Origin of the sequence: Photobacterium rosenbergii (genome assembly GCF_003026455.1) — a bacterium.
GTDB lineage: Bacteria > Pseudomonadota > Gammaproteobacteria > Enterobacterales > Vibrionaceae > Photobacterium > Photobacterium rosenbergii.
The window spans coordinates 896,961-917,200 of sequence record NZ_PYMB01000001.1 but is presented as its reverse complement, the minus strand read 5'-3'; the positions used below and the strand labels follow the sequence as shown (position 1 = coordinate 917,200).

Annotated in this window: 22 protein-coding genes; 6 read left to right on the top strand and 16 right to left on the bottom strand. The window is 45.4% G+C overall.

All coding sequences use genetic code 11. The features are described 5' to 3' along the window. Positions 1–145: 145 nt before the first annotated feature. On the bottom strand, positions 146–709 hold the full coding sequence (locus C9J01_RS04430; protein ID WP_107296877.1) for a carboxymuconolactone decarboxylase family protein: 564 nt from the start codon (positions 707–709) through the stop codon (positions 146–148). 13 nt (positions 710–722) lie between these two features. Continuing rightward, complete coding sequence (locus C9J01_RS04425) at positions 723–1,307, bottom strand: NAD(P)H-dependent oxidoreductase (protein WP_107296876.1); 585 nt, start codon at positions 1,305–1,307, stop codon at positions 723–725. A gap of 352 nt (positions 1,308–1,659) precedes the next feature. Between C9J01_RS04425 and C9J01_RS04420 the strand changes: the two genes are divergently transcribed. Further along, the gene (locus tag C9J01_RS04420) at positions 1,660–2,289 is read left to right on the top strand and encodes a flavin reductase family protein (RefSeq protein ID WP_107296875.1); all 630 of its coding nucleotides are present in this window, start codon (positions 1,660–1,662) and stop codon (positions 2,287–2,289) included. Positions 2,290–2,370: 81 nt separating this feature from the next. On the opposite strand, the gene C9J01_RS04415 is transcribed toward C9J01_RS04420, so the two are convergent. The 8 genes from C9J01_RS04415 to eamB all read right to left on the bottom strand — a co-directional run bounded on the left by C9J01_RS04415 (position 2,371) and on the right by eamB (position 9,832). Continuing rightward, entirely contained in the window at positions 2,371–3,063 is a 693-nt protein-coding gene (locus tag C9J01_RS04415; RefSeq protein WP_107296874.1) for an SDR family oxidoreductase, read from the bottom strand. Positions 3,064–3,179: 116 nt separating this feature from the next. Beyond that, positions 3,180–3,476 carry a monovalent cation/H(+) antiporter subunit G gene (gene mnhG / locus C9J01_RS04410; RefSeq protein ID WP_107296873.1) on the bottom strand — a complete coding sequence of 99 codons (297 nt, stop codon included), beginning with the start codon at positions 3,474–3,476 and terminating at the stop codon, positions 3,180–3,182. 2 nt (positions 3,477–3,478) lie between these two features. Beyond that, positions 3,479–3,760: a monovalent cation/H+ antiporter complex subunit F gene (locus C9J01_RS04405; protein WP_107296872.1), complete on the bottom strand. Its 282-nt coding sequence runs from the start codon at positions 3,758–3,760 to the stop codon at positions 3,479–3,481. After that, positions 3,753–4,229, bottom strand: a complete 477-nt coding sequence (locus C9J01_RS04400; RefSeq protein WP_107296871.1) for a Na+/H+ antiporter subunit E — start codon at positions 4,227–4,229, stop codon at positions 3,753–3,755. The genes C9J01_RS04405 and C9J01_RS04400 overlap by 8 nt, the downstream gene beginning before the upstream one ends. Positions 4,230–4,241: 12 nt before the next feature. After that, positions 4,242–5,735: a proton-conducting transporter transmembrane domain-containing protein gene (locus tag C9J01_RS04395; protein WP_107296870.1), complete on the bottom strand. Its 1,494-nt coding sequence runs from the start codon at positions 5,733–5,735 to the stop codon at positions 4,242–4,244. Then, a complete protein-coding gene (locus tag C9J01_RS04390; RefSeq protein WP_107296869.1) occupies positions 5,732–6,085 on the bottom strand; it encodes a Na+/H+ antiporter subunit C in 354 nt (117 codons plus the stop codon). Before C9J01_RS04390 ends, C9J01_RS04395 begins: the two co-directional genes overlap by 4 nt. Continuing rightward, positions 6,085–8,625: a hydrogen gas-evolving membrane-bound hydrogenase subunit E gene (gene mbhE / locus C9J01_RS04385; RefSeq protein WP_107297421.1), complete on the bottom strand. Its 2,541-nt coding sequence runs from the start codon at positions 8,623–8,625 to the stop codon at positions 6,085–6,087. Before mbhE ends, C9J01_RS04390 begins: the two co-directional genes overlap by 1 nt. A gap of 622 nt (positions 8,626–9,247) precedes the next feature. Further along, positions 9,248–9,832 (bottom strand): cysteine/O-acetylserine transporter, encoded by a 585-nt coding sequence (gene eamB, locus C9J01_RS04380; RefSeq protein WP_107296868.1) that lies wholly within the window; start codon positions 9,830–9,832, stop codon positions 9,248–9,250. 112 nt (positions 9,833–9,944) lie between these two features. Between eamB and C9J01_RS04375 the strand changes: the two genes are divergently transcribed. Together C9J01_RS04375 and C9J01_RS04370 are read left to right on the top strand one after the other, a co-directional pair. Further along, positions 9,945–10,820 carry a LysR family transcriptional regulator gene (locus C9J01_RS04375; protein WP_107296867.1) on the top strand — a complete coding sequence of 292 codons (876 nt, stop codon included), beginning with the start codon at positions 9,945–9,947 and terminating at the stop codon, positions 10,818–10,820. A gap of 112 nt (positions 10,821–10,932) precedes the next feature. After that, complete coding sequence (locus tag C9J01_RS04370) at positions 10,933–11,271, top strand: cytosolic protein (RefSeq protein WP_107296866.1); 339 nt, start codon at positions 10,933–10,935, stop codon at positions 11,269–11,271. A gap of 252 nt (positions 11,272–11,523) precedes the next feature. Here C9J01_RS04370 and C9J01_RS04365 read toward each other — a convergent pair whose 3' ends face one another. Together C9J01_RS04365 and C9J01_RS04360 are read right to left on the bottom strand one after the other, a co-directional pair. Beyond that, complete coding sequence (locus C9J01_RS04365; protein ID WP_107296865.1) at positions 11,524–12,300, bottom strand: hypothetical protein; 777 nt, start codon at positions 12,298–12,300, stop codon at positions 11,524–11,526. A 111-nt stretch (positions 12,301–12,411) separates the two neighbouring features. Beyond that, a complete protein-coding gene (locus C9J01_RS04360; protein WP_107296864.1) occupies positions 12,412–13,473 on the bottom strand; it encodes a linear amide C-N hydrolase in 1,062 nt (353 codons plus the stop codon). 117 nt (positions 13,474–13,590) lie between these two features. On the opposite strand from C9J01_RS04360, the gene C9J01_RS04355 reads away from it, so the two are divergent. Next, positions 13,591–14,493, top strand: coding sequence for a LysR family transcriptional regulator (locus tag C9J01_RS04355; protein ID WP_158264486.1), 903 nt, complete (start codon positions 13,591–13,593; stop codon positions 14,491–14,493). A 298-nt stretch (positions 14,494–14,791) separates the two neighbouring features. After that, positions 14,792–15,142 carry a hypothetical protein gene (locus C9J01_RS04350; protein WP_107296862.1) on the top strand — a complete coding sequence of 117 codons (351 nt, stop codon included), beginning with the start codon at positions 14,792–14,794 and terminating at the stop codon, positions 15,140–15,142. Positions 15,143–15,229: 87 nt separating this feature from the next. Here C9J01_RS04350 and C9J01_RS04345 read toward each other — a convergent pair whose 3' ends face one another. Continuing rightward, positions 15,230–15,964 (bottom strand): metallophosphoesterase family protein, encoded by a 735-nt coding sequence (locus C9J01_RS04345; RefSeq protein ID WP_158264485.1) that lies wholly within the window; start codon positions 15,962–15,964, stop codon positions 15,230–15,232. A gap of 84 nt (positions 15,965–16,048) precedes the next feature. Then, complete coding sequence (locus tag C9J01_RS04340; RefSeq protein WP_107296860.1) at positions 16,049–16,762, bottom strand: GNAT family N-acetyltransferase; 714 nt, start codon at positions 16,760–16,762, stop codon at positions 16,049–16,051. A gap of 181 nt (positions 16,763–16,943) precedes the next feature. Here C9J01_RS04340 and C9J01_RS04335 point away from each other — a divergent pair, with 181 nt between their 5' ends. Beyond that, on the top strand, positions 16,944–17,705 hold the full coding sequence (locus C9J01_RS04335) for an arylamine N-acetyltransferase family protein (RefSeq protein WP_107296859.1): 762 nt from the start codon (positions 16,944–16,946) through the stop codon (positions 17,703–17,705). Between the two features lie 2 nt (positions 17,706–17,707). Here the strand turns inward: C9J01_RS04335 and C9J01_RS04330 are convergent, their stop codons facing one another. Both C9J01_RS04330 and C9J01_RS04325 read right to left on the bottom strand, forming a co-directional pair. Next, entirely contained in the window at positions 17,708–18,604 is an 897-nt protein-coding gene (locus C9J01_RS04330; protein ID WP_107296858.1) for a LysR family transcriptional regulator, read from the bottom strand. A gap of 67 nt (positions 18,605–18,671) precedes the next feature. After that, positions 18,672–20,114 carry a sugar porter family MFS transporter gene (locus tag C9J01_RS04325; protein WP_107296857.1) on the bottom strand — a complete coding sequence of 481 codons (1,443 nt, stop codon included), beginning with the start codon at positions 20,112–20,114 and terminating at the stop codon, positions 18,672–18,674. Positions 20,115–20,240: the final 126 nt, after the last annotated feature.

Here is a 20,240-nt window from a genome sequence, read left to right as displayed (position 1 = left end):
TGAGTTTTTATTAACCGAAAACAGGCTGAGAATTACCTTTAAGATAACTAAAAGTTAATGATGGAGATTGAATGATCAGCTAGCAGAATGAAAAACAGAACAAGCGATTGGCTTGTTCTGTTTCTGGGGTTTCAGGTGAGGGCTTCTACCTTTCGCTAGGGTGTGTCCAAGCGAATTTTTCAAAAGGTTTATCTGTTTGGGTATGGGCCAACGCATTTGTGAAGTTGGAGATTAACTTCGCAGACAGGCCAGTCAGTACTTCCAGAGCTTGTCTCTTGGTGTATCCTACATCCAAGAAAGCTTGCAGCCGCTCGTCGCCAATGTGGCCACGGTTATCCAACAGTGCTTTTGCAAAGTCATGCAGCGCTTGCAGTTTGGCGTCGGGGATGACAGTGCCTTCACGCAATGCTTCAATCACATCCTCTGGCATCTTGCCAGCTTTCATCATCCAAGTGTGGCCGGGAACGCAATAATGGCAGTTGTTTTCGAAATTAGCTGTCATGAATACGACTTGTTGTTCCAACGGGCTAAATGTCGTGTTTTTCATGAACAAATCAAAGGTCGTATTGTAGGCTTGGTACGTTGCCGGAGCCTCTGCCAAAACGCTGTGCAGGTTGGGTAACATGCCAAACCCTTTTAGGGACTGCGCGACCAACTCTTTTGATTCTTCTGGTGCATTGTCTGCGGTGTAGTAGGTGAACTTGCTCATCTTACTGCTCCTGTTAAAAATTGGCGTCAAGATGCGCTTCAAAGCGTTTGAAGTCGTTTTCGATATCGCCATTTTTCATTACGTCATAGCACGCGAATGTCGGTAGTGCAGACATGCCGAAGAAACGGAAGTTAGCATGCATATGGAACATCAAATCGTCGACACTTTTGCCTTCGAACAAGTATTCACTCTCGTCGTTGAATGATTCTTCTGGCGCATTGAAAGTGAAAGAAAGCATATATTTAGTGTTAGTTTGAGTGCCGCCAGTACCGTAGTTTTTAGTCGGGTTTTCTGAGCTGCGACCATCAAAATTACATAAAGTCCCACCCATACCTGCAGTGAAAACATCATCCATATAACGCTTGAAAGACCATGGAATCGTCATCCAGTTGACTGGTGATTGCAAGATGACACGATCCGCCCAGTCAAAGTGGCCAAGTTGCTCATCGACCACAATTTCGTCCTGCATAGTCACAACTCGAACCTCATGCCCTTTGGCTTCTAGCTGGGTTCGCGCTTTTTCTACTAAGGCTGCATTCAATTTGCCTTCTGAAAAAGGTGATGGCTCATGGGCGTTGATGATAAGAACGTTGCTCATAACTGAATCCTTCAATTGATGTCACTGGACTGTACTGTTGTAACGATAATTTCAATCGTTTTGCTTGATGTGGTTTATTATGGTTACCTAGAGTTTGAATGCAATTAGTTAACTTTTAGTAACCTAGCTGCGTATATTGGTTTTAGAACATAAAATCATTAAAATTCAGTTGCTTATATGGTAAAAAAATCTCGTATAATTTTGAAGGTAACTCTATTGTAGTAGTAATTCGTTGCGTTAACGGGGGAGAAAAGCCGATTTACTTGAGTATCAGAAGTGATCAAAACGCAATGCCCAAGAGTATGAAACAAGACGTTTATTACAAGTTTCATGTTTGACAAAGGTGATCATCATGTTTGTTTGCAAAGCCGATTTAATGGATATGGATGACCGGTATCGGGCTAATTTAATTAACAGTTTGTCAGGCTTCAAAAGTGCCAATTTGGTCGGCACCCAAGATGGCGCAGGCAATACCAATTTAGCCATAGTGAGTTCTGTCTTTCACCTTGGTGCCAACCCAGCATTGATAGGAATGATCATGCGTCCTCACTCGGTAAGGCGGGATACGCTTGAAAATATTTTGGCGGCTGGTGAATACACAATAAACCACGTCAACCATGAGATATGGCAGAAAGCACACCAAACGTCAGCCCGGTATCCGGAAACCGTTTCTGAATTCACTGAAGTTGGCCTGACACCCCAATGGCGGGATGGAATAAATGCGCCTTTTGTTGCAGAGAGTCGTTTGAAGTACGCTTTGGCTTTGCGATCTTGCCAGACACTAGAAATAAACGGTGTTGAGTTGGTGGTCGGGGAGATCACTCATCTAGAGTTCGAGGAAAGTGCAGCGACTGAAACGGGATACCTTGATATCGAATCATTGGGGAGCGTGGCAATCTCAGGCCTTGATAGTTACCACGTAACTCAACGCCTTGGCCGGTTGAGTTATGCCAAACCCGGTACCGAACCAAAGATCTTATGATAAGAACTACCAACCAGTGGCTTATTGTCACTGGTTGGTGAGATCTGCGGTAAATAGATTACGACATGCCGCGTCAGAGACTTACCATCCTATGCTTGTACCATCAAAGACACGGAAACTCCCTGACTCTTCCAGTGTTAGCTTCTCAGCCTCATTGATGATCCCAGATACGCTTTGTGCAGGTGTGAATGTCGCCTTCTCACCCCCCATATCCGTCTGGACCCAGCCTGGGTGGATAGCAAGGGTTTTCACTTCTTGCTCACGAAGGTTTTGGGCGGCAGAAACCAAAATTTGGTTCAATGCAGCTTTTGATGTGCGGTAGCTGTACATATTACCAGAGCTGTTATCGCTGATACTCGCCACTCGTGTTGATATACCAATGATGGTTTTATGCTCGCTAGCGGCTACATTGTCGCGCAAAGCTTGAATTAATAAGGCAGGGGCAATGGTATTGATTGTCAGTACTTCCAGCCATTTAGCTTGTGTCATATCACCAAGCGTTGCGCAGTCATCGCCAAGTACACCAGCATTGAGGACCAGATGATCAATCGCCTGGCCGTTTAGTTGTTGGGCTAGGGCATTGATATCTGACTCTTTGGTCACATCAAGCGTGAGTAGCTTAATTTCTGTGTGCTGTTTTGCCAATTCATTCAATTCTGTTGCACGCTCCGGTGAGCGGCATGCAGCCAAAACCTGCCAACCCTTTGCTGTGTATTGGCGGACAAATTCCAGCCCTAAACCGCGGTTAGCACCAGTGATTAATACCGTAGACATTGAAAATTCCTCATCGATTGTTTTTGCACCGCTGAATTCTAATTTAGGGATGGCTGGATTAAGCCAATATTGGGTACAAATTGATGAAGATTCGACAATGTCGAATCTGAAGCCAACTACTTCTTATTGCGCCAAATTTGATAGTTGGCTTGCTGCATGGCCTTGCCGAGCAGGTGGGCTGCAACAGGGGCGGTAATAAATAAGAATAGTATCGTGCCGATGACCCTAGAAATCACTGTAACTTCAGGCATCGAGAATGAAACTGCCAACAAAAGGAAACAAATCCCTACGGTACCCGCTTTCGTTGCAGCATGCATACGGGTATAGAGATCAGGCATACGGACAATCCCGAGGCTAGCGACAAGGGTAAAAAAGGTACCGAAAAGTAGCAGTATGCTGATTAAAATGTCCATGGTTAACCCTTATCAAGCTTCTGTTTGGTGATCAGCCGGGCAAACGCAATAGTGCCAAGGAAAGCGACTAGTGCGAGGGTGATGGCGACGTCGAGCAATGACTTTTGTCCGCTGTCTAGGGTATATACAGCGATAAAACCGATAGTGACAAAAGAAATTAGATCCAACGCAACCACCCGGTCAGCCAAGGTTGGCCCGAGTATCAGGCGAATAAAGGCGAGCGCCAGACTAATAATCAAACCGATGTAAGAGAGTTGAATGCTTATCTGAAGGAAATCAGCCACGTGTTACCTCCAATATCCGGGCTTCGAGGCCTTGCTTGATGTCCTTTTTCACGCTGTCATGGTCAGGCGCAAACATGACATGCAAGATGAGGAATTTCTTGTCGGCTGTGACATCAAGGCTCAAACTACCCGGTGTCAATGACACCATGTTGGCTAGCAGAGTTATCTCGAGGTCTGTTTCTGCATCAAGTGGGACGTAGACGATGTCCGGTTGGCTTAAATGGGTAGGGGTTATTACATCCCAGACAACCTTTGCGACAGAAACGATCATTTCGTAGCAGAAATAGATAACGAGTTTTACGAATGCCGTAAATTTCTTGAAGTAACCGGTTTTCAATCCGAATGGTTGGCAGAGGCTGAGGATAAAATACCCGACCACAAAGCCGACAATAAAGTCCAAACTACTGTATTGGCCGTTAATCAGTGTCCAAGCCATTGCAAGAAATAGGTTTAGAATAAAATAGCTCATTCTTGTACTCCTTTATGGCTCGCCTAATACAGCGTGAATGTACTGTACTGGGTTGAGAACTTGCTCCGCCGCCTCGTTGGCAAACTCGAAGAAGGGTTGAGCGACAAGCCCGATAGTTATCGTCATTACCGTTAAGGTCGCAATGGGCAAGCAATATAGCAACGTGGCCGAAAGTGGGAGTTCCACGGCGGTTTGCTTGGCTACCGGTGCTTTCCAGAAGGCTTCGCTCCATATTTTCGTCATCGAGAAAATAGTCAGTAGGCCAACCACCAGAGCAGTTGCTGCCAAGAGATTGTAGTCATTGATAATACTGGCCTTGATAACTAGAAACTTGCCCCAGAACCCTGAAAGGGGCGGGAAGCCGGCTAGAGAGAAAGCGGGGATCAGGAACAGGAAGGCCAACCATGGCATCGCTTTATAGACGCCGCCTAAGTGGCGTAACTGGCTTGTTCCGTATTTTCTCTCGATAAAGCCACCAATCAAAAATAGGTTCGCCTTTACGATGATGTGGTGAATGATATAGAAAATCGCACCAGCAATAGCGATTGGCGTATATAGGGCCAGACCCATAATCATGTAGCCAATCTGGCTGATGATATGGAAAGAAAGGATCTTTTTGATATCAAATTGGCTGGCTGCGCCCAATACACCGGTAAGCATGGTTAGTCCGCTGACCCAAATCAAGAGGGGTTGCCAACCGGTTTCAGTAAGCGGGAATACCAAGGTGAATATCCGGATCAGGGCATAAACCCCTACCTTGGTCAGCAAGGCTGCAAATAAGGCGACAACGGCACTTGGCAGTGTATGGTATGACGCCGGAAGCCAGGCAAATAGCGGGAATAGGGCTGATTTGATGGCAAAGGTAAATAGGAATAGGGCAGATAGCAATGCCGCAGTTTGTGTCTCGACACCCGGGAACTTGAGGTGGAGATCGGCAAGGTTCAAGGTTCCCGTTGCCCCATAGGTCAAGCCGATTGCCAACAAAAAGACCAGAGTCGAAATCAAGTTGAGCAAGACGTATTTGACTGCACCGTCAATCTGCTTGCGCTCGGCATCGACAATCATCAAACCGAACGAGGCGATAAGCATCACTTCGAACCATACATAGAGGTTAAAGATATCGCCGGTCAGAAATGCACCGTATACCCCTGCTAGTAGGACATGGAATAGCACATGGTAGAGGCCGTAGGAGGGCTTGTGCTTGAGATCGGCCATGGCATAAAACACAGTAACCGCACCAATGATTGCGGTGATAACTGTCATTGCGACGGCGAGGAAATCTGCCACGAACACAATACCAAATGGTGCCATCCAGTTACCGAAGGCTACGGCATAAGGGCCGTTTGTGGTGATATCAGCCAACAGCTGCACACTACAAAATACAGACAAGATAACGCTTGAGCCACTGATCCAGTTGATGGCCTTGTGGTTGTTACGGACGAAAAAACCACCGGTTGCAGTCAATAATGATAATACGACAGGCAGTGTGAGCCAAACTGAGGTCATTGATCCTCCTCTGAACGTTGCATGGCATCGACATCAGCAGAACCTGTTTCACTGTATGCCCGATAAAGCAACATCAATGCGAAAACCAATAACCCGAAGCCGATAACGATGGCGGTCAGAATCAGTGCTTGCGGCAAAGGGTCAGCAGTCCCGTCCGGCGGTAAGACCGAGCCAAGATCGATCAGCGGCGGGTTTCCGGGAGTGAGACGGCCAGCGGTGAAAATAGCCAAATTGACAGCGTTGCTGATTAAGATAAGGCCAAGCAGGATGCGGATAATATGGCGCTCCAGCATCAGGTAGACCCCAGCTGTAACAAACACCCCAACGACCAAGCTCCAAAGTATTTCCATTAGTCGAGCTCCTCATTGACTCTTAGCAAGACCTCGAGCACGCCGCCGATGACGGCAAGGTAGATACCAACATCGAAAATCAGTGGTGTGCCTAATGGTAAAATCTCCTTCCACCAGATCCCGGTTAAGAAAGGTTGCCCCATTACAAAGCCGATTGCACCGGCCAGCAAACTCAGGAACACCCCAAACAATGCAATATTCAATGGCCTATAGCCAAGTCGCTCCCTGACATATTTCGGTGATTCGGCAAAAATTAGCAGGGTCAAACCGATGACAGCAATCAATGCACCGATGAAGCCGCCTCCCGGAGAGTTATGACCTCGAAGTAGGAGATATACGGAAAAGACCATCATCAATACGGAAACAATATGGGCAGTTGTACCGAAAATAAGAGATGGAATCCGGTTTTGCTGCTGGGAGTGGTCTTTAAATAGGCTAATGGCTGCGATTGCTGCGATAACGACGACAATAGCCTCACCCATGGTATCGAAAGCCCTGAAATCGACCAAAATAACATTGACGATATTACGGCCATGCCCCCCAGGGACACTGTTTTGAGCGAAAAAGTCCGCAAGTGGAGAATCAAGCGGTGACTTGGTAATAGTAATAAGCAGCGCTGTAACAGAAAGCCCGATAACGGCTGCGATAGCCGCATGGAATGCCCTACGGCCTACAGAGTGCATGGCTACAGTACTGAAATGGGGCAGATGGCGAATTAACAGCGCGACAAATACCACCATCAAAGTTTCAACCAGCAGCAGGGTTTTGGCAACGTCAGGTGCGCTGTAAATCATAAAGACCAAGGTCATCAAAAAGCCAATTGCGCCAAGGCCTGCTATCGACAGTAGTCGCGAAGTAGAGAACACGCAGAGTAGGGCAGCGGCTATCAATAGCAATGCGATAGCCATTTCGTACAGTTTGAGAGCAAGGATACGCTCAAGGAAGTCGCCTGTTGGCCAAATTGGACTCAGTAACAAAATCGCGGCAAGTACCGAGAAGAAAAGCAAAGCATACACGCTGAGTTTGCGTTGCTGTAATCGCGCTGTTTGCCAAGTCGCGACAGACAGCATTAATGCCATGCATTTTTCAAAAACTTCGCTGGCTACAGGAAGCGGGCCAAGTATCTTGTTCAATGCCTGAGTGACTAATGGCATGTTTTTATAGATGAGGATACCCAGTGCCAAAGTAACCGCACTCATGATTAAGGGAAGGTTTATCCCTTGCCACAATTTAACAGGGCTAGATTGTTCGACTTGATTGATTTCGAATATTGCCGTTGAGAGTACATACTCATTGAGCCAACCTAAGCCGAGGGTTGGTACGATAACACTGCAGCAAGCCAACACCATCGGTGGGATCCAGAAACCTATTTCAGCCTCGATAGATTTTACCGTGGGGTTATCTTCGATTTTCTCCCGCAAAAACGGCTGCGAGATTACGGCAATGGCAAGGGCAACCATTACAGCATTAATCATAACCAAGGCAAACATCACGATACCGTGGACCTCCAAGCCGGCCTTATAGGCATATTCCTTACTGAGGAATCCCAGCAAGGGGGGAATACCGGCCTTGGAAAGTGCTGCAATCAGGCCGGAGGCAAAACTGAAAATGAGCACGGCCTTCAAGCCGTAAAGTACCCTAATATCACGTGTGCCCGTAGCCTTATCGATATTGCCGACCACCATGAATAACGCCGCCTTGTAAAAGGCGTGGGCAAGGATGAACAAGATAGCCGCTGCTAAAGCTGTTTCGGTACCAATCCCAAGCAACAAGGTAAGGATACCGAGTATAGTGTTGGTACTGAACGCCAGCATTAGCTTGAGATCTTTTTGCATCAACGCAATAACGGCTGACCACAGCGCAGTGAAGCCACCAATTGCGATGAGGGTATAAAACCAGACATCGCTGCTGGCATATACAGGGGAAAGCCTCGCCAGCAGGTAGATACCAGCCTTGACCATGGTTGCCGAGTGTAGGAAGGCACTGACCGGCGTCGGTGCTGCCATAGCGCCCGGTAACCAGAAATGGAAAGGGAATTGGGCCGATTTGGTAAAAGCGCCAAGCAGGACCAGCACTAAAGAAGGGGTAAAGTAAGGGTGCTGAATAACACTTTCTTTAGCGTTTACCGCTTTGTCGATAATGGTGCTTATCTCGTAACTTCCGGCAATCTGTCCCAGTAATATTAGGCCGGCCAACAATGCCAAACCGCCTGCGCCAGTGACGACCAATGATTGCAGCGCGTTCTTACGCGATTTTTCATTTTCATGGTTGAAGCCGATAAGCAGGTAGGAGGTTATCGTTGTGAGTTCCCAGAACACAAACAGCAAGATGATGTTGTCACTCAATACCAGCCCGAGCATCGAGAGCATGAACAGGGTGAGGTAGAGATGGAAAGAAAAGCGCTCGGCTTTGTCTTTCATATATGCCAAGGCATATAGCTGGATAAAAAAGCCGATGCTGCTAATTAAGCCAACGAAAACAAAAGAGAGCGCATCGAGCTGAATGCTGAAGTTGATGTCTAGGCTGGGGACCCATGGCATGGACCATCTCAGGCCTGCCGGGGAGGGTTGGTAGTAAAAGATAGTTGCAGCAAAAATAATAGCAGGAAACACCACAAACCCGAGTAGGTTGTAATGGTGTTTGCCGCTATCCAGTAAAGGTTTTGATCTATCTTGGTTACCTGCCACTGTCGATAACTATCCCTATTGATTGTTTGTTGTTAAAAGGTTAATCCATAAACCTTTTTCTTACATCTAAGATACTGTTATTAATCGACAGTCGTCAATCCATTCTCGTGGATAGAGTGGTTATGTCTTTCCATCAAATTGTGGGTTTCTTGGTATAGACGATAGACTTCGTAGCCATCGTAAGTGCATTCACCTATCTCGTTTCGCGGACAAACGAATCTGTTGCAGTGGTCGATTAATTCGGTTCTGCAGTTAGGACAGTACTTTTTCATAACTACCTCCACATCCATAAAAGAATCTGCTGTTAATGGTTCCTTCTGATTACAATGTAGACGGGAACAATGACACTTGATGGCGCCCTTAAACGTGTTTTACAGCTATTTACAATCCATTACAAAAGTAAGAACAAAGTCGCATTTCGGCGAGCTTGAACTAAGTTGGCACTGGTGTAGTGATGTGTTTGCTGATAATCAAGTCAGGCAAACAACTGTGTTGCACAGTAGAGCAAAGTCGCAGCTAATGTCATGTTGATGGCTTTACCATATTTTTGGAATTGCGATTGAAGTAGCTTACCCGCGACAGCCCAAGCCAAATTGCTTACTAATGCGATAAAGGCAAGCAGCAGACTTGTCGCTAAAATCCAGTAAATGTTCTGCGTGTAAGGTAATACGAATGTTGAAATGGAAGTTACACCATACAGAATGATTTTCACGTTTACGAACTGCAATCCAAAGCCTGTTAGGGCAGTGATCCCCTCCGAGTCTTCTGAGGCGGCTTTAATATCACTCTTCGCTATGCCCCAAGCTAACCAAACGATATAAGCTGCGCCAACCCAGGTTAGCCAAGGGGTAATCACAGGTAAAAGACTCACCATGTGATAAGTAAAAAGGCCACATAACAACATTAAAACAATGTAACCACAGAACATTCCGGCAATGACTTTGGTTGAACGCTGTAGCCCATACTGGGTAGCAACGCTGAGCGCCAAAATGTTATTCGGCCCCGGCGTGATCGAAGTAATGATGACGTAGGTGAAAAATGCGGTGTAGATGGCACTCATGGGTATCTCTCCTGTTTTTTGTGCACTATACTTCGCCAGAATTATTTAAAAAATTGAATATATTGAAAGCTAGAGTTTAAGTTATTCGAACTAATAGGCTGGGAGTTTGGTCATGAATCTAAAGCGGTTCCTTACATTTAAAACCATTGTTGAGGAAGGCTCGTTTCTTAAAGCGTCACAAAAGCTGTACTGCACACAGTCGACAGTGACTTTTCAGATCAAACAGTTAGAGCAAGACCTTTCATTACAATTGTTCGAGAAAATTGGCCGAAAAATGGTGTTGACCCAGGCAGGAGAGAGGATTCTTCCTTATGTTTACGAACTCACACGAGTGATGGAAAACATTGAAGGTACTGCTCAACAAGAGAGCTCAGAACCTACAGGGGAGCTGAAGGTTCTCGTTGCTGAGACGCAACTCGCCTATAAAATGGCCAATGTATTGAAAGAATTCAGGATAAGAGCGCCAAAAGTAAGACTCTCTTTACAGTCGCAAAACTGTTACCAGATTCGAGATGAATTGATCGCAGACAAGGCCGATTTGGGGGTGTTTTATCGAGTGGGTAATGATAATGCACTTAAGGTTCATGAATTCAAAGAAGAGCCTCTAGTACTTATAGCTTCACCACTGTTAAAAGGGATGGATTTACAGAAAAGGGGTCAGCACTTTGACTTGGGCTTCATCAGTAACGGCCCTAAATGCTTATTTCGACAGACTTTTGAAAGTACGATTCAAGAGCGCAACATTACCATCGACAACATGATTGAGCTAAGCAGCATCAACACCATCAAAAACTGCGTTGAAGGCAACATTGGCATTTCTTATTTGCCTCGCTTTACTGTCGAAAAAGAGTTGCAAGAGGGTAGCTTACAAGAACTTAAGTTCACTGATGAGCCACAGATGATCAAACCACGGTGTGGTTACCATGCAGGTAAGTGTGTGACACCTGCGATGGAGGTTTTTATTGATTGTATGCGGAATGAGTATTGATGGTGTTGTTTTGTAAAGAAACGCATCTGGACAAAATTTTTGCAATTAAATCCCTACTATGCCCTCCCTTGGTAGTGATAAAATCTCCGCATCAGAATTATCGAGAAACTCTATGTTTATCCATCATGTAAACGGCATCGACTGGCTGGTGATTACAGCTTTTGAAGAACTGAAAACTATATTTATCGAAGAAGCCGGTGCGATCCCTTCTTGCTTCTCTACCGACAGCGAATTGAGCCTGATTGATCAAGCTAAGCGCTCTTATGGATATTTGCCTACACTCAGCGGCGTAATCACCGATACCGGCACTTTCCAAAGCCAGAATAACGAAGAAGATTTGAACCCACTGCTTGCCTGCCTAGTTGAGGGACGCGGTCGGGTGTTTATATATAACGGCGGCTTTGTGGCTTTTGTGGATGATGAGCAAACCTTTATTACCCGAATGGACTGAAAAATATTCAGACTGTTGAAATCGGCGAATTGGCATATACGAGTTTCGAAATGCTAACTGTGAAGATTTTGGACGTATATGGACGCCCCTGTGATTGCAAGAACTGATTAGATATAAGAAAGTGGTTTAGTTACAGTGTTTGAGCATTAAAATAGGAAAAGACCGTCCAACGCTTAAGGGGCGGCATGCATTGAACGGTAAAAATTTGAAGTTTCTAAAACAAAATAATTGGATGAATTCCTGTTGGTCAGATTAGAAGAAGTACCTGACCCCCATGTATACATCTGAATTCCACTGGTTGCTGAGCTTATCTCCTGAGACTTTAAGCTCTGAGTGGTCTAACTCTAATCGAGTATTTATCCACCACTTTCTGTTATCGGTTAGTGGTGCATTAACAATCAATTTTGTCGACACATTTTCAGTTTGAACCTTACTTCCGCTCAACTTTCTGTATTCAGGCCAAATCATCATAAATGCGCCACTTTCACCAACAGGAATGGATGCAGCGATAGACAGGTTAACTCCATCCACATCATCTTTGATGCCATTAATATTAAATTGTCCAAATACGTATCCCGCTAAAGGGAATAACATAAAGCCTGGTGTGTATTGATGATTAATTGCGGCAACCCCGCCTAAAGCGAGTAAGTCTGACTTGATGTAAGGAGAACGAATATTGATGTAGTCGGCAGAAAGTCCGGCTCTTGGCATGAAGTTTGAGCCTGTATCAGCAACCTGGAAGTACTGAAAACGAGAAGAGCCATATTCTAGCCCGAATTCATTGTCGGCATTGTCACCGGTCTTACCAAATTTGGCCTCAGCGAGTAGAGCAAACTGGTGGCCATTATCGTATCCACCGGAAATCATGCCCACTGGCATAATATTACTGTTACCACTGACCATGAGTGCTGCTTGAGTGTAGACCTTTGTCAGATCTGATGGGTCAATATCGTTGTTGTTTGTGTCGGAGAGCGCGGCAAAAGAGGTCAGTGTGAGTGACACTAACGGTACGAAGTATTTTTTAGTCATTTTACTATCCAAGATAGGAGGCGAAACCGCCTCCTATATAGATTTGCTTAGTTATCAGTAGCGCGATAATAGTTGAGGCTCGTCATAGGGTTGGTGCCAAGCTCGTGAGGGTTAGTTCGTCACATAGTGCGCCATAACGCCTTTGCTGTGGGTGAACCGCTCTGTTACATCGCCAAATAGATCAGGTTTGTCGGCAGCTAAGCTGTAGTTTTTACCATCATTTAGTTTGTCAAAATCGACGGTGAAATGGGTGTAAGCATCACCAAACTGATAGCGGACTTGCATGACCTTTTGATCAAGGTTATAGCCTACCGAGTAGAGGGTTGCATATCCGCGCATAACGCCAGCAGCATCTGGACGGTTTGCTGCATCCAGTGGAATTTTATAAGTAACACTGTCTAGCTTAGCAATGCCGTTGGTGTAACTCGTTGGCTCTGTTAACTGAGACTTCATATACTTGTTCCATACAAAGCGCTGAGCAGAGTTAATATTACCCGGTATTGGGTACTCACCATCAACTACATCTTCAGAAGTAGGCTGTGCTGCATTCCAGTTTGAAAGGTGTTCTTTGAAAGTAGGGCTGTTGGTCATGACGTCATATTGCTTGCCATGATAGATCTTCCAACCACCATCTAGGAACTCAAGGATCGCTGAGTCACCTGATTTATCTTGAATGGCATAATGACCACGCATGTTATGACCATTGTGTTCGAATTGCTGTATCTCTAGCTGATTAATATTTTCTAAAGCTTCTTCAACAGTGGCAAAATTATCGAGTAGGTACGCAGCAAATACAGCATTTGATACTTGTGCAAGTTCGCCGTCTAAATTGCCCGCTGACTCTTCGTCCAAAAATAGGGCATTTGCAGAGAAACCGACTTCGTTGAAACCATCGACGATTCCAACACCGAATAGGGTCATGCCAATAGATGCGTACTTGGAAGTCCAAGTTTTACCGTTTTCAGAACTATGGCCTTTGTAACTTTGGCCTGAATGGCGAACCTCAACTGTCGGTTGATTCTCCTCCATCCAATCCATTGTCCGACTTACGAAAACCCCGTGGTTTTCTGTTTCCCATAGAATACGTGAACAAGCCTCAGCTGTGGTTGTTACTGAAGTAGCAGCAATTGCTGAAATTAGGGCTACCATTAGTTTGTTTTTGCTATTTTTCATCATACTTCCTAATTTATGTTGTCTTTGTAATGACTTTAAACATTAAAGAACAACGTTAAAAATCACTTTTGTTGTATGATCTGCAACAGAAGATGGGTGTTGTTTAGGAGTTTACTTGTGCCGAGAGCGTCATTTGATCAACTGAATGCCTTTGTTTCTGTTGCAGAACAAGGATCATTTAGTAAAGCAGCAATAAAACTGAAGAAAGATCGTTCTACCCTGCATCGACAAGTTTCCGATCTTGAAATTGACTGGGGCATCACATTATTTGAGAGAAATGGAAAGGCGCCAAAGCTGACTGAACAGGGAGAAAGTTTACTCCGTGCTTCTAAACTAATCATTTATCAAATGAATGCCCTCGAATCAGCTACCGAGAGCCTTTTTTTAGGTGATAAGACACGTATATCTATTTGCCATGACTCTTCCATACCAAGCTCAGCGATACTACAAATAGACAAAGAATGTCGCTCCCAACATCCGATGACTGTCATTAATTGGTTGTCTCGACCACGACAACAGGCATTAGACTTGTTGGTGAAAGGGGAAGTGGATTTTTGTATCACTTTGAATCAGGGTGAACTTCACCCGGAAAGAGGGGTGAGCTTTATTAATCTGGGTTATGCAGAGTTTAACTATTACGTCCATAAAAATTCGCCATTAGCGAATAGGCAACAACTCTCGATGCCAGAGCTACAACTTCATAGACAATATGTTTTGGAAGATCTGGAGCAAAGTAACTTTGGCCAACAGACCCTGATTTCATCACAAACGAGCACTGTCAGTGATCCTAAATCACTATTTAGGCTACTTGAGCTAGAGGGGTTCAGTTTATTACCCACCAGCATGGTGGAAGAATCTAATGAAGATTTTCTTTCGCTAGACTTAGATTTTGCACTGCAAACTGGTCGGCTTGGCTATGTTTTGTTGTATCCCTCTAGCGCCGTTAAGAAGTCATGGCAGCAAGACATAATTAATGCGGTTGGTGACTGGTTTAGAGAAACATGTTCTATTTTGTCATGAACTTGTTTTCAATATGAAAATACGGGATATTGGAGCCATATCTTTACTACTGCCAAGCATTACTTTTCATACATCAAAGTTAATCGTTCAACTTTGTTCTAACTTCTAAGTGTTAACAAACAATAGGGCATAAACGAGTTACCAACCCAAGGCTTACGGCTTTTAGACCTACGAGTCATTTTGCGACATTTAGTGACTATTTGGGCAAAGGTAAGTGGCCTCAATCTATCGATGATGTAGGATATTATCTAATTCTACCCATAGCCGTTTCCCCAATGGCTACTCATTAAGGAACATAATGAAAATCAAGCATCTTTTGTTGCCAGCTCTTGCAGCTTTTTCCTTAAGTGCCTGCACATCAACACCGAATGAAAGCGTTGAGCAGGTCGATGTGCTGTATCCAAGTACTGCAACCTTATTCGATCTATCACCTTCCGGCGAGCAACTTGTTGCGGGTATGGCAATGACACAAAAGGTCACTGACATTCGTCGAACTAGTGACAAAGCAGTAGTGTGTATCGAAGACCGCTGTGCGTACTCGGTGGCGCTACCGAATGAAAAATTTGAGTCCCTACTTTCTGAAGGGCAAGTATTACCTATGTCACGAGCTGTTGTAGAGCTTGATGGTGTAGAGCTACTTCATCAATAAGTGTCACAGACCTAGCCCAGTGAGTACTTTACTGGGCTGTACTTTGGGGGACACTTTTCCATAGCCAATTAGTAATGAGGTGTAGAGCTACAATAGGTAGTTGTTGAGGTGCTCAACACAGATTTCGCCTTGTGACCAACTAGCTTTGTAAATACTCATCCCCAGGTAGCTATTCCGTTGTGGGGTATTGCTTTGGTGCTCAAAGCCATAGGCGGAAGCTATGCCGACCAACTGGCGCACATTTCCCTGCTCGATATCGAAATAATGGTGGGCATGGCCGCTGATGACTGTCCTTTTGTGATTGAAACAGCGAACAACGTCTGCTTGATTTTCAATGCCAATCTGCTTGAACCATTGTCCGCTAACATCAATGATCGGGTGATGTGAGACGATTAGCTTTGGTGTTTTTCTTATGGCTTTTCTCAAGGCCGCTATTTCTCTGTTGGTCACTCTCCCAGCTCCAAGATCCATATCATTGCCAAGAGGCTTTTGGCTGGTATCGAGGAAATGGAAAGGGAAGCCGTTCACAATTGCAGACTTGCGAATCTTAATCTTGTTGCCCTTGAAGCAAGCTTTCATAACATGCAGATCGTCATGATTCCCTGCAAGCGCATAGCAATGGGTAATGGACTCGCAGGCCTCAAGGTAAGTTCGGATTCGCTGATAAGCAGCAGGGACTGCAGCATTGGCGAGATCACCGGTCAACAGCAAGACTTTATCGTCCTTATCTTGGTTAACAATGTCTAGTAGTCTGATGAGATTGGTATCTAGGTCATTGCTAGCCTCGGCGAGGTGAGTGTCGGTGATCTGGTAAATCTTCACAGTTAACCCTTTGTTGATTTTTGTTTCTTATCAGCTCAATAGGGCGCAAGATTAAATGAATGCCAGTGAGTAAGCAATGAAGGGCTAGGCCATGCCCAGCGATAGCAACTCTGCCAAGCGTTTTTTCTGCATACCTTTTACATCGAAATTATCAGCCGACAGCCAAGCTTGATGTGCCTTGGAAATTTGTGTCCAGTCGCTGTCGATAATGGCATACCAGGTGGTATCTCGATTTCGGCCATTGTAGACAATAGCTTGCCTGAACAGCCCTTCATAAGTGAACCCTAGTCGCTCTGCGGCCCGCCGAGAAGGCTGGTTGAGTGAATCACATTTCCATTCACAACGGCGGTAGCCCAAATCCTCGAAGGCATGTTTGAGCATCAGGTGGATGGCTTCGGTAGTTGCAGGTGTTTTCTGTAGCTTTGACGAGAAAAGGAAGTTACCGATTTCGATCACGCCCATTTGTGGAACAATTCGCATGTAGGAGGCGATTCCCACCGCCAATCCTGATACAGGGTCGATAATGGCGAAGAAAAGTGGGTCGCGGCTTTGTTGCAGAGGGGTTAGCCAGTCGAAGAAGCTTTGCTTACTATCAAATGGCCCCATAAACATGTAAGTCCACATGCGGTTTTCTTTGTCTGCGGAGAAAGCCTCAAATAAGTCATTACCGTGGCGGGAAGGGCAAAGAGGTTCGACGCGGCAAAATTGACCGTTAAGGGTTACAAGTTCCGGAGTGCTGGCACCTTGCCAGTCAGGCATTGGTGTGCCTATAGGTTGTTGCAGGTGATTGAATTGCATAGGATGTTCCAAAGTTTATGGAGAGATTTTCTCTTGAAACCAACAGATTACTACCGACTGATATCAGAGTTCTGTGGCACGGGTTAGAAAATCTTGATTAATTCCAATGGTTGGTGATTTTATGTTGCTATAAGATAGGGCAGTTGTTAGGCCGACTTATAAAATACCATTGGAGCTGATATTGATACACAAAGCTTGGATCCCCCAAATTGAACAGCGACTTGGTCTTCGGCTGTCAGAACTAAATGGCCTTGAAGGGGCCAATACACTTTGTCAGGCGATGGTATCGTCAATCCCATTTGAGAATTTGGATGTGCTCTCGGGAGTGGCGATTAACGACGAAACTTCTCACCTATACCAGAAGTTGATTCTTTCCTGCCGGGGAGGGGTGTGTTTTGAACTCAATAACTTATTATTTGAGCTACTCACGCACTGTGGTTACCGTGCCTATCGTGTCGCTGCAAGAATGTTCGTTGAAGGTGAACTTCGCGATGAGGCTAATCATATTGCCATAGTTATTGAGCTTGATGGCTGCAAATATATCGCAGATGTTGGTGATGCCCGGGCGATGTGTCAGGTTATTCCGATGGATGGCAGGCTTGGTTTTGAGCACCTTGGGATCACCCACCAAATAAAACCAATTGGCAATGATAGCTATCAGTTGTGGTTGTATGACGATAATGACGATTTACCTCGGTATCAGTTCATAGACGAGCCATATCAGCGGATAGATTTTAAAGATGCGATAGCGTTTATTGAGTTTGATGAACGCTCAATATTCACCAAACAATGGGTGGTCTCAATATTACAGGGCGACACACGAATCGCTTTGTCAGATGAACATATCGCTAGGACATCAAGCAGGGGCAAAACCATCACGCCTTATCACCCCAGTGAAAGGTCAGCTTTGTTAGCTGAGCTATTTGGTATTATTCCTGATTAGAGTTATGTATTTTCTTCCATCTCCAACAAATAGCTTTTGAAATGGCTTGCTACTGCAGAGGCTTTCGTTGGTGGGTGGTAATAAAGATTTAGGCTCCAAATACTGGTTTCATAATCTTCCAACACTGGGATAAGTTGCTTTTCTGATAAGGGCTTATCGACAATGAAGGCGGGGAGGTAGGCAATGCCAGCTCCTTTAATGGCACTCTGCAAAAGCAAATCACTGTCGTTGACCTCTAGTGATTTAGGCACTTTGATCATCTGGGTTTCGCCGTTGCGCTCAAAAATCCAATCATTGCTGCCGGTGAGTGTGGTTGCAAATAAGCATTGGTGCTTAGAGAGTTCAGTGGGGAGTTCCGGTGCCGGGTTTCGCTCTAGGTACTCAGCAGAGGCTACGGCTACAAATGGGCTTTGCATTATTTCTCTACGAACTAAATGCAGGTCCTTCTCCTGGTAGCCTTGGTAACAAGCATTGGCACTAATTACCAAATCGGCCTCGGCAGCATGGTCTAGTGCCCAAGGGGTCACGTTAAGATTAAAGGTGACATTTGGGTGGGATATTAGATAGTTGCTGATTTTATCCATCAGGAAATTATTGGCATATACCGGGGTACATACAATATTGATATGACCTTTGTCTTGCTCCTGAAAGTCTTGCAGGCTTCTACACAGTTGCTCGGCGTTATCAACCAAAGGCGAAAACTCATCGACCAGTTTTTGGCCTGCAGGGGTGGCCGTCAGCAATCGGTTGGTGCGGCGGCACAAGGTGATACCAAAGCTTTGTTCGAGATCCTGTAACCAACGGCTACCGGCAGAGACGGAGATATTAAATTTCCGTGCAGCGGCTGAAATGGAGCCGGTACGGATGACATAGACAAAAAAAGCCATCTTATCGAGCATGGTTTCTCCCTTATGGTAATGCAAAAGCAGGCTTTCTTACCGAAAGCCTGCTGATCTTTCTTTTAAATTAAGCCGTGGCTTCTGCTGTTTTAGCAGGGACTTTCTTGCCAAGTTTCTTAGCCATAGCTTCTTCCATTTTCTCAAGACTGACGCCTTTGGTTTCCGGAACGTATTTGACGACTACAAACATACAGATTAGCGATAGCGCGGCGAATAACCAGAAGCTGAATGCACCATTGAAGTTCTCTTTTAAGAAGGCATTTTCATTCAGCATTGGGAACGATTGGGTAACCAGGAAGCCGGTAAACCACTGGGCACCGACAGCGATAGCCATTGCACGTGAACGGATGCTGTTCGGGAATATTTCAGAAATCATGGTCCAGCATGCACAGCCCCAAGACGTTGCATAGGAAACAACGTATAGACACAGAGCGAATAGGGCAGCGTAGCCTTCAGTGCCGGTGTAAAGCACAAAACCAACGACTGTCATACCGACGGCACAGCCGAACGTACCGTATTTCATTAGCGGTAGGCGGCCAACCTTATCAATCAGGTACATACCCAATGCGTTACCCAGAATGAACACGACACCAACGAATGTAGTCTGGAACAGCGCATTTTCTGTACTGCCTGTAATTGGGCGCAGGATTTCCGGCGTGTAGTACATAATGACGTTGATACCCGTTAGCTGCTGGGCTGCAGCGACGAAGGTACCGATCACCAAGATAGCGAACAGCAGTGGCGAACGTAGGCTAACTTGTTTCTTGCCCGGTTGATTAGAATCCGCCAGTGATGCTTGGATCTCGCCGATCAGTTGGTCAGCATGTTTCGGATTAGAGATGCGCGATAGGGTATCTTTAGCTTGATCAATTTTGCCTTTGAGTACCAACCAGCGTGGTGATTCAGGAATAAGGAATAGTAGTCCGGCAAAAAGAGCGGCAGGAATGACTTCTGAACCCAGCATCCAACGCCAGCCCATATCAACCAGCCAAGCTTCACTCATACCTTTTGCAATTAGGTAGTTAACATAGAACACACCAGTTTGGCCCACAACAGCAGACTGCTGGAACATACTCACAGCACGGCCACGGAAATCTTTTGGAGCCACTTCAGACATATACATAGGTGAAACCACACAGGCCAAACCTACTGCGACACCGCCAACGATGCGGAGCATGACATAGAAAGTGAAGGTGGTTGCTAGTGCAGAGCCGATGGCAGAGATCATGAAGAGGATGGCGGCAATGAAGAGGGTGTTGCGACGTCCGTATTTTAGGGCGGACCAACCGGCGCTGACGGCACCGATAATACTTCCTAGAACAACACTTGAAACTGCCCAGCCTGTCTGTGCTGGAGTTAATCCGAAGTGCTCCCTGATTGGACCGATGGCGCCTGAAATAACAGCAGTATCGTAACCTAATAAAATTCCCCCTAGGGCTGCGATACAACAAATTCTGATTATATAAGCAAAATTATGTTTTCGGGCCTCGGCCGCGGTTGTGGATGACATGTTCTACTCCTTTATGAGATTCCCGTCTCTTACTCAACCATCGAATAAGTTTGAGTTGGGTAGCTTTCCAATGCGCTAATTACTGTAGGGTATTTGCATCGGTACTATTCATATCACCAATATTAT

Coding starts and splice junctions, on each gene's coding strand:
- C9J01_RS04430 (WP_107296877.1), bottom strand. CDS start 709: ATGAGCAAGTTCACCTACTACACCGCAGACAATGCACCAGAAGAATCA.
- C9J01_RS04425 (WP_107296876.1), bottom strand. CDS start 1,307: ATGAGCAACGTTCTTATCATCAACGCCCATGAGCCATCACCTTTTTCA.
- C9J01_RS04420 (WP_107296875.1), top strand. CDS start 1,660: ATGTTTGTTTGCAAAGCCGATTTAATGGATATGGATGACCGGTATCGG.
- C9J01_RS04415 (WP_107296874.1), bottom strand. CDS start 3,063: ATGTCTACGGTATTAATCACTGGTGCTAACCGCGGTTTAGGGCTGGAA.
- mnhG (WP_107296873.1), bottom strand. CDS start 3,476: ATGGACATTTTAATCAGCATACTGCTACTTTTCGGTACCTTTTTTACC.
- C9J01_RS04400 (WP_107296871.1), bottom strand. CDS start 4,229: ATGAGCTATTTTATTCTAAACCTATTTCTTGCAATGGCTTGGACACTG.
- C9J01_RS04395 (WP_107296870.1), bottom strand. CDS start 5,735: ATGACCTCAGTTTGGCTCACACTGCCTGTCGTATTATCATTATTGACT.
- C9J01_RS04390 (WP_107296869.1), bottom strand. CDS start 6,085: ATGGAAATACTTTGGAGCTTGGTCGTTGGGGTGTTTGTTACAGCTGGG.
- mbhE (WP_107297421.1), bottom strand. CDS start 8,625: ATGCCATGGGTCCCCAGCCTAGACATCAACTTCAGCATTCAGCTCGAT.
- eamB (WP_107296868.1), bottom strand. CDS start 9,832: ATGAGTGCCATCTACACCGCATTTTTCACCTACGTCATCATTACTTCG.
- C9J01_RS04375 (WP_107296867.1), top strand. CDS start 9,945: ATGAATCTAAAGCGGTTCCTTACATTTAAAACCATTGTTGAGGAAGGC.
- C9J01_RS04370 (WP_107296866.1), top strand. CDS start 10,933: ATGTTTATCCATCATGTAAACGGCATCGACTGGCTGGTGATTACAGCT.
- C9J01_RS04365 (WP_107296865.1), bottom strand. CDS start 12,300: ATGACTAAAAAATACTTCGTACCGTTAGTGTCACTCACACTGACCTCT.
- C9J01_RS04360 (WP_107296864.1), bottom strand. CDS start 13,473: ATGAAAAATAGCAAAAACAAACTAATGGTAGCCCTAATTTCAGCAATT.
- C9J01_RS04350 (WP_107296862.1), top strand. CDS start 14,792: ATGAAAATCAAGCATCTTTTGTTGCCAGCTCTTGCAGCTTTTTCCTTA.
- C9J01_RS04340 (WP_107296860.1), bottom strand. CDS start 16,762: ATGCAATTCAATCACCTGCAACAACCTATAGGCACACCAATGCCTGAC.
- C9J01_RS04330 (WP_107296858.1), bottom strand. CDS start 18,604: ATGCTCGATAAGATGGCTTTTTTTGTCTATGTCATCCGTACCGGCTCC.
- C9J01_RS04325 (WP_107296857.1), bottom strand. CDS start 20,114: ATGTCATCCACAACCGCGGCCGAGGCCCGAAAACATAATTTTGCTTAT.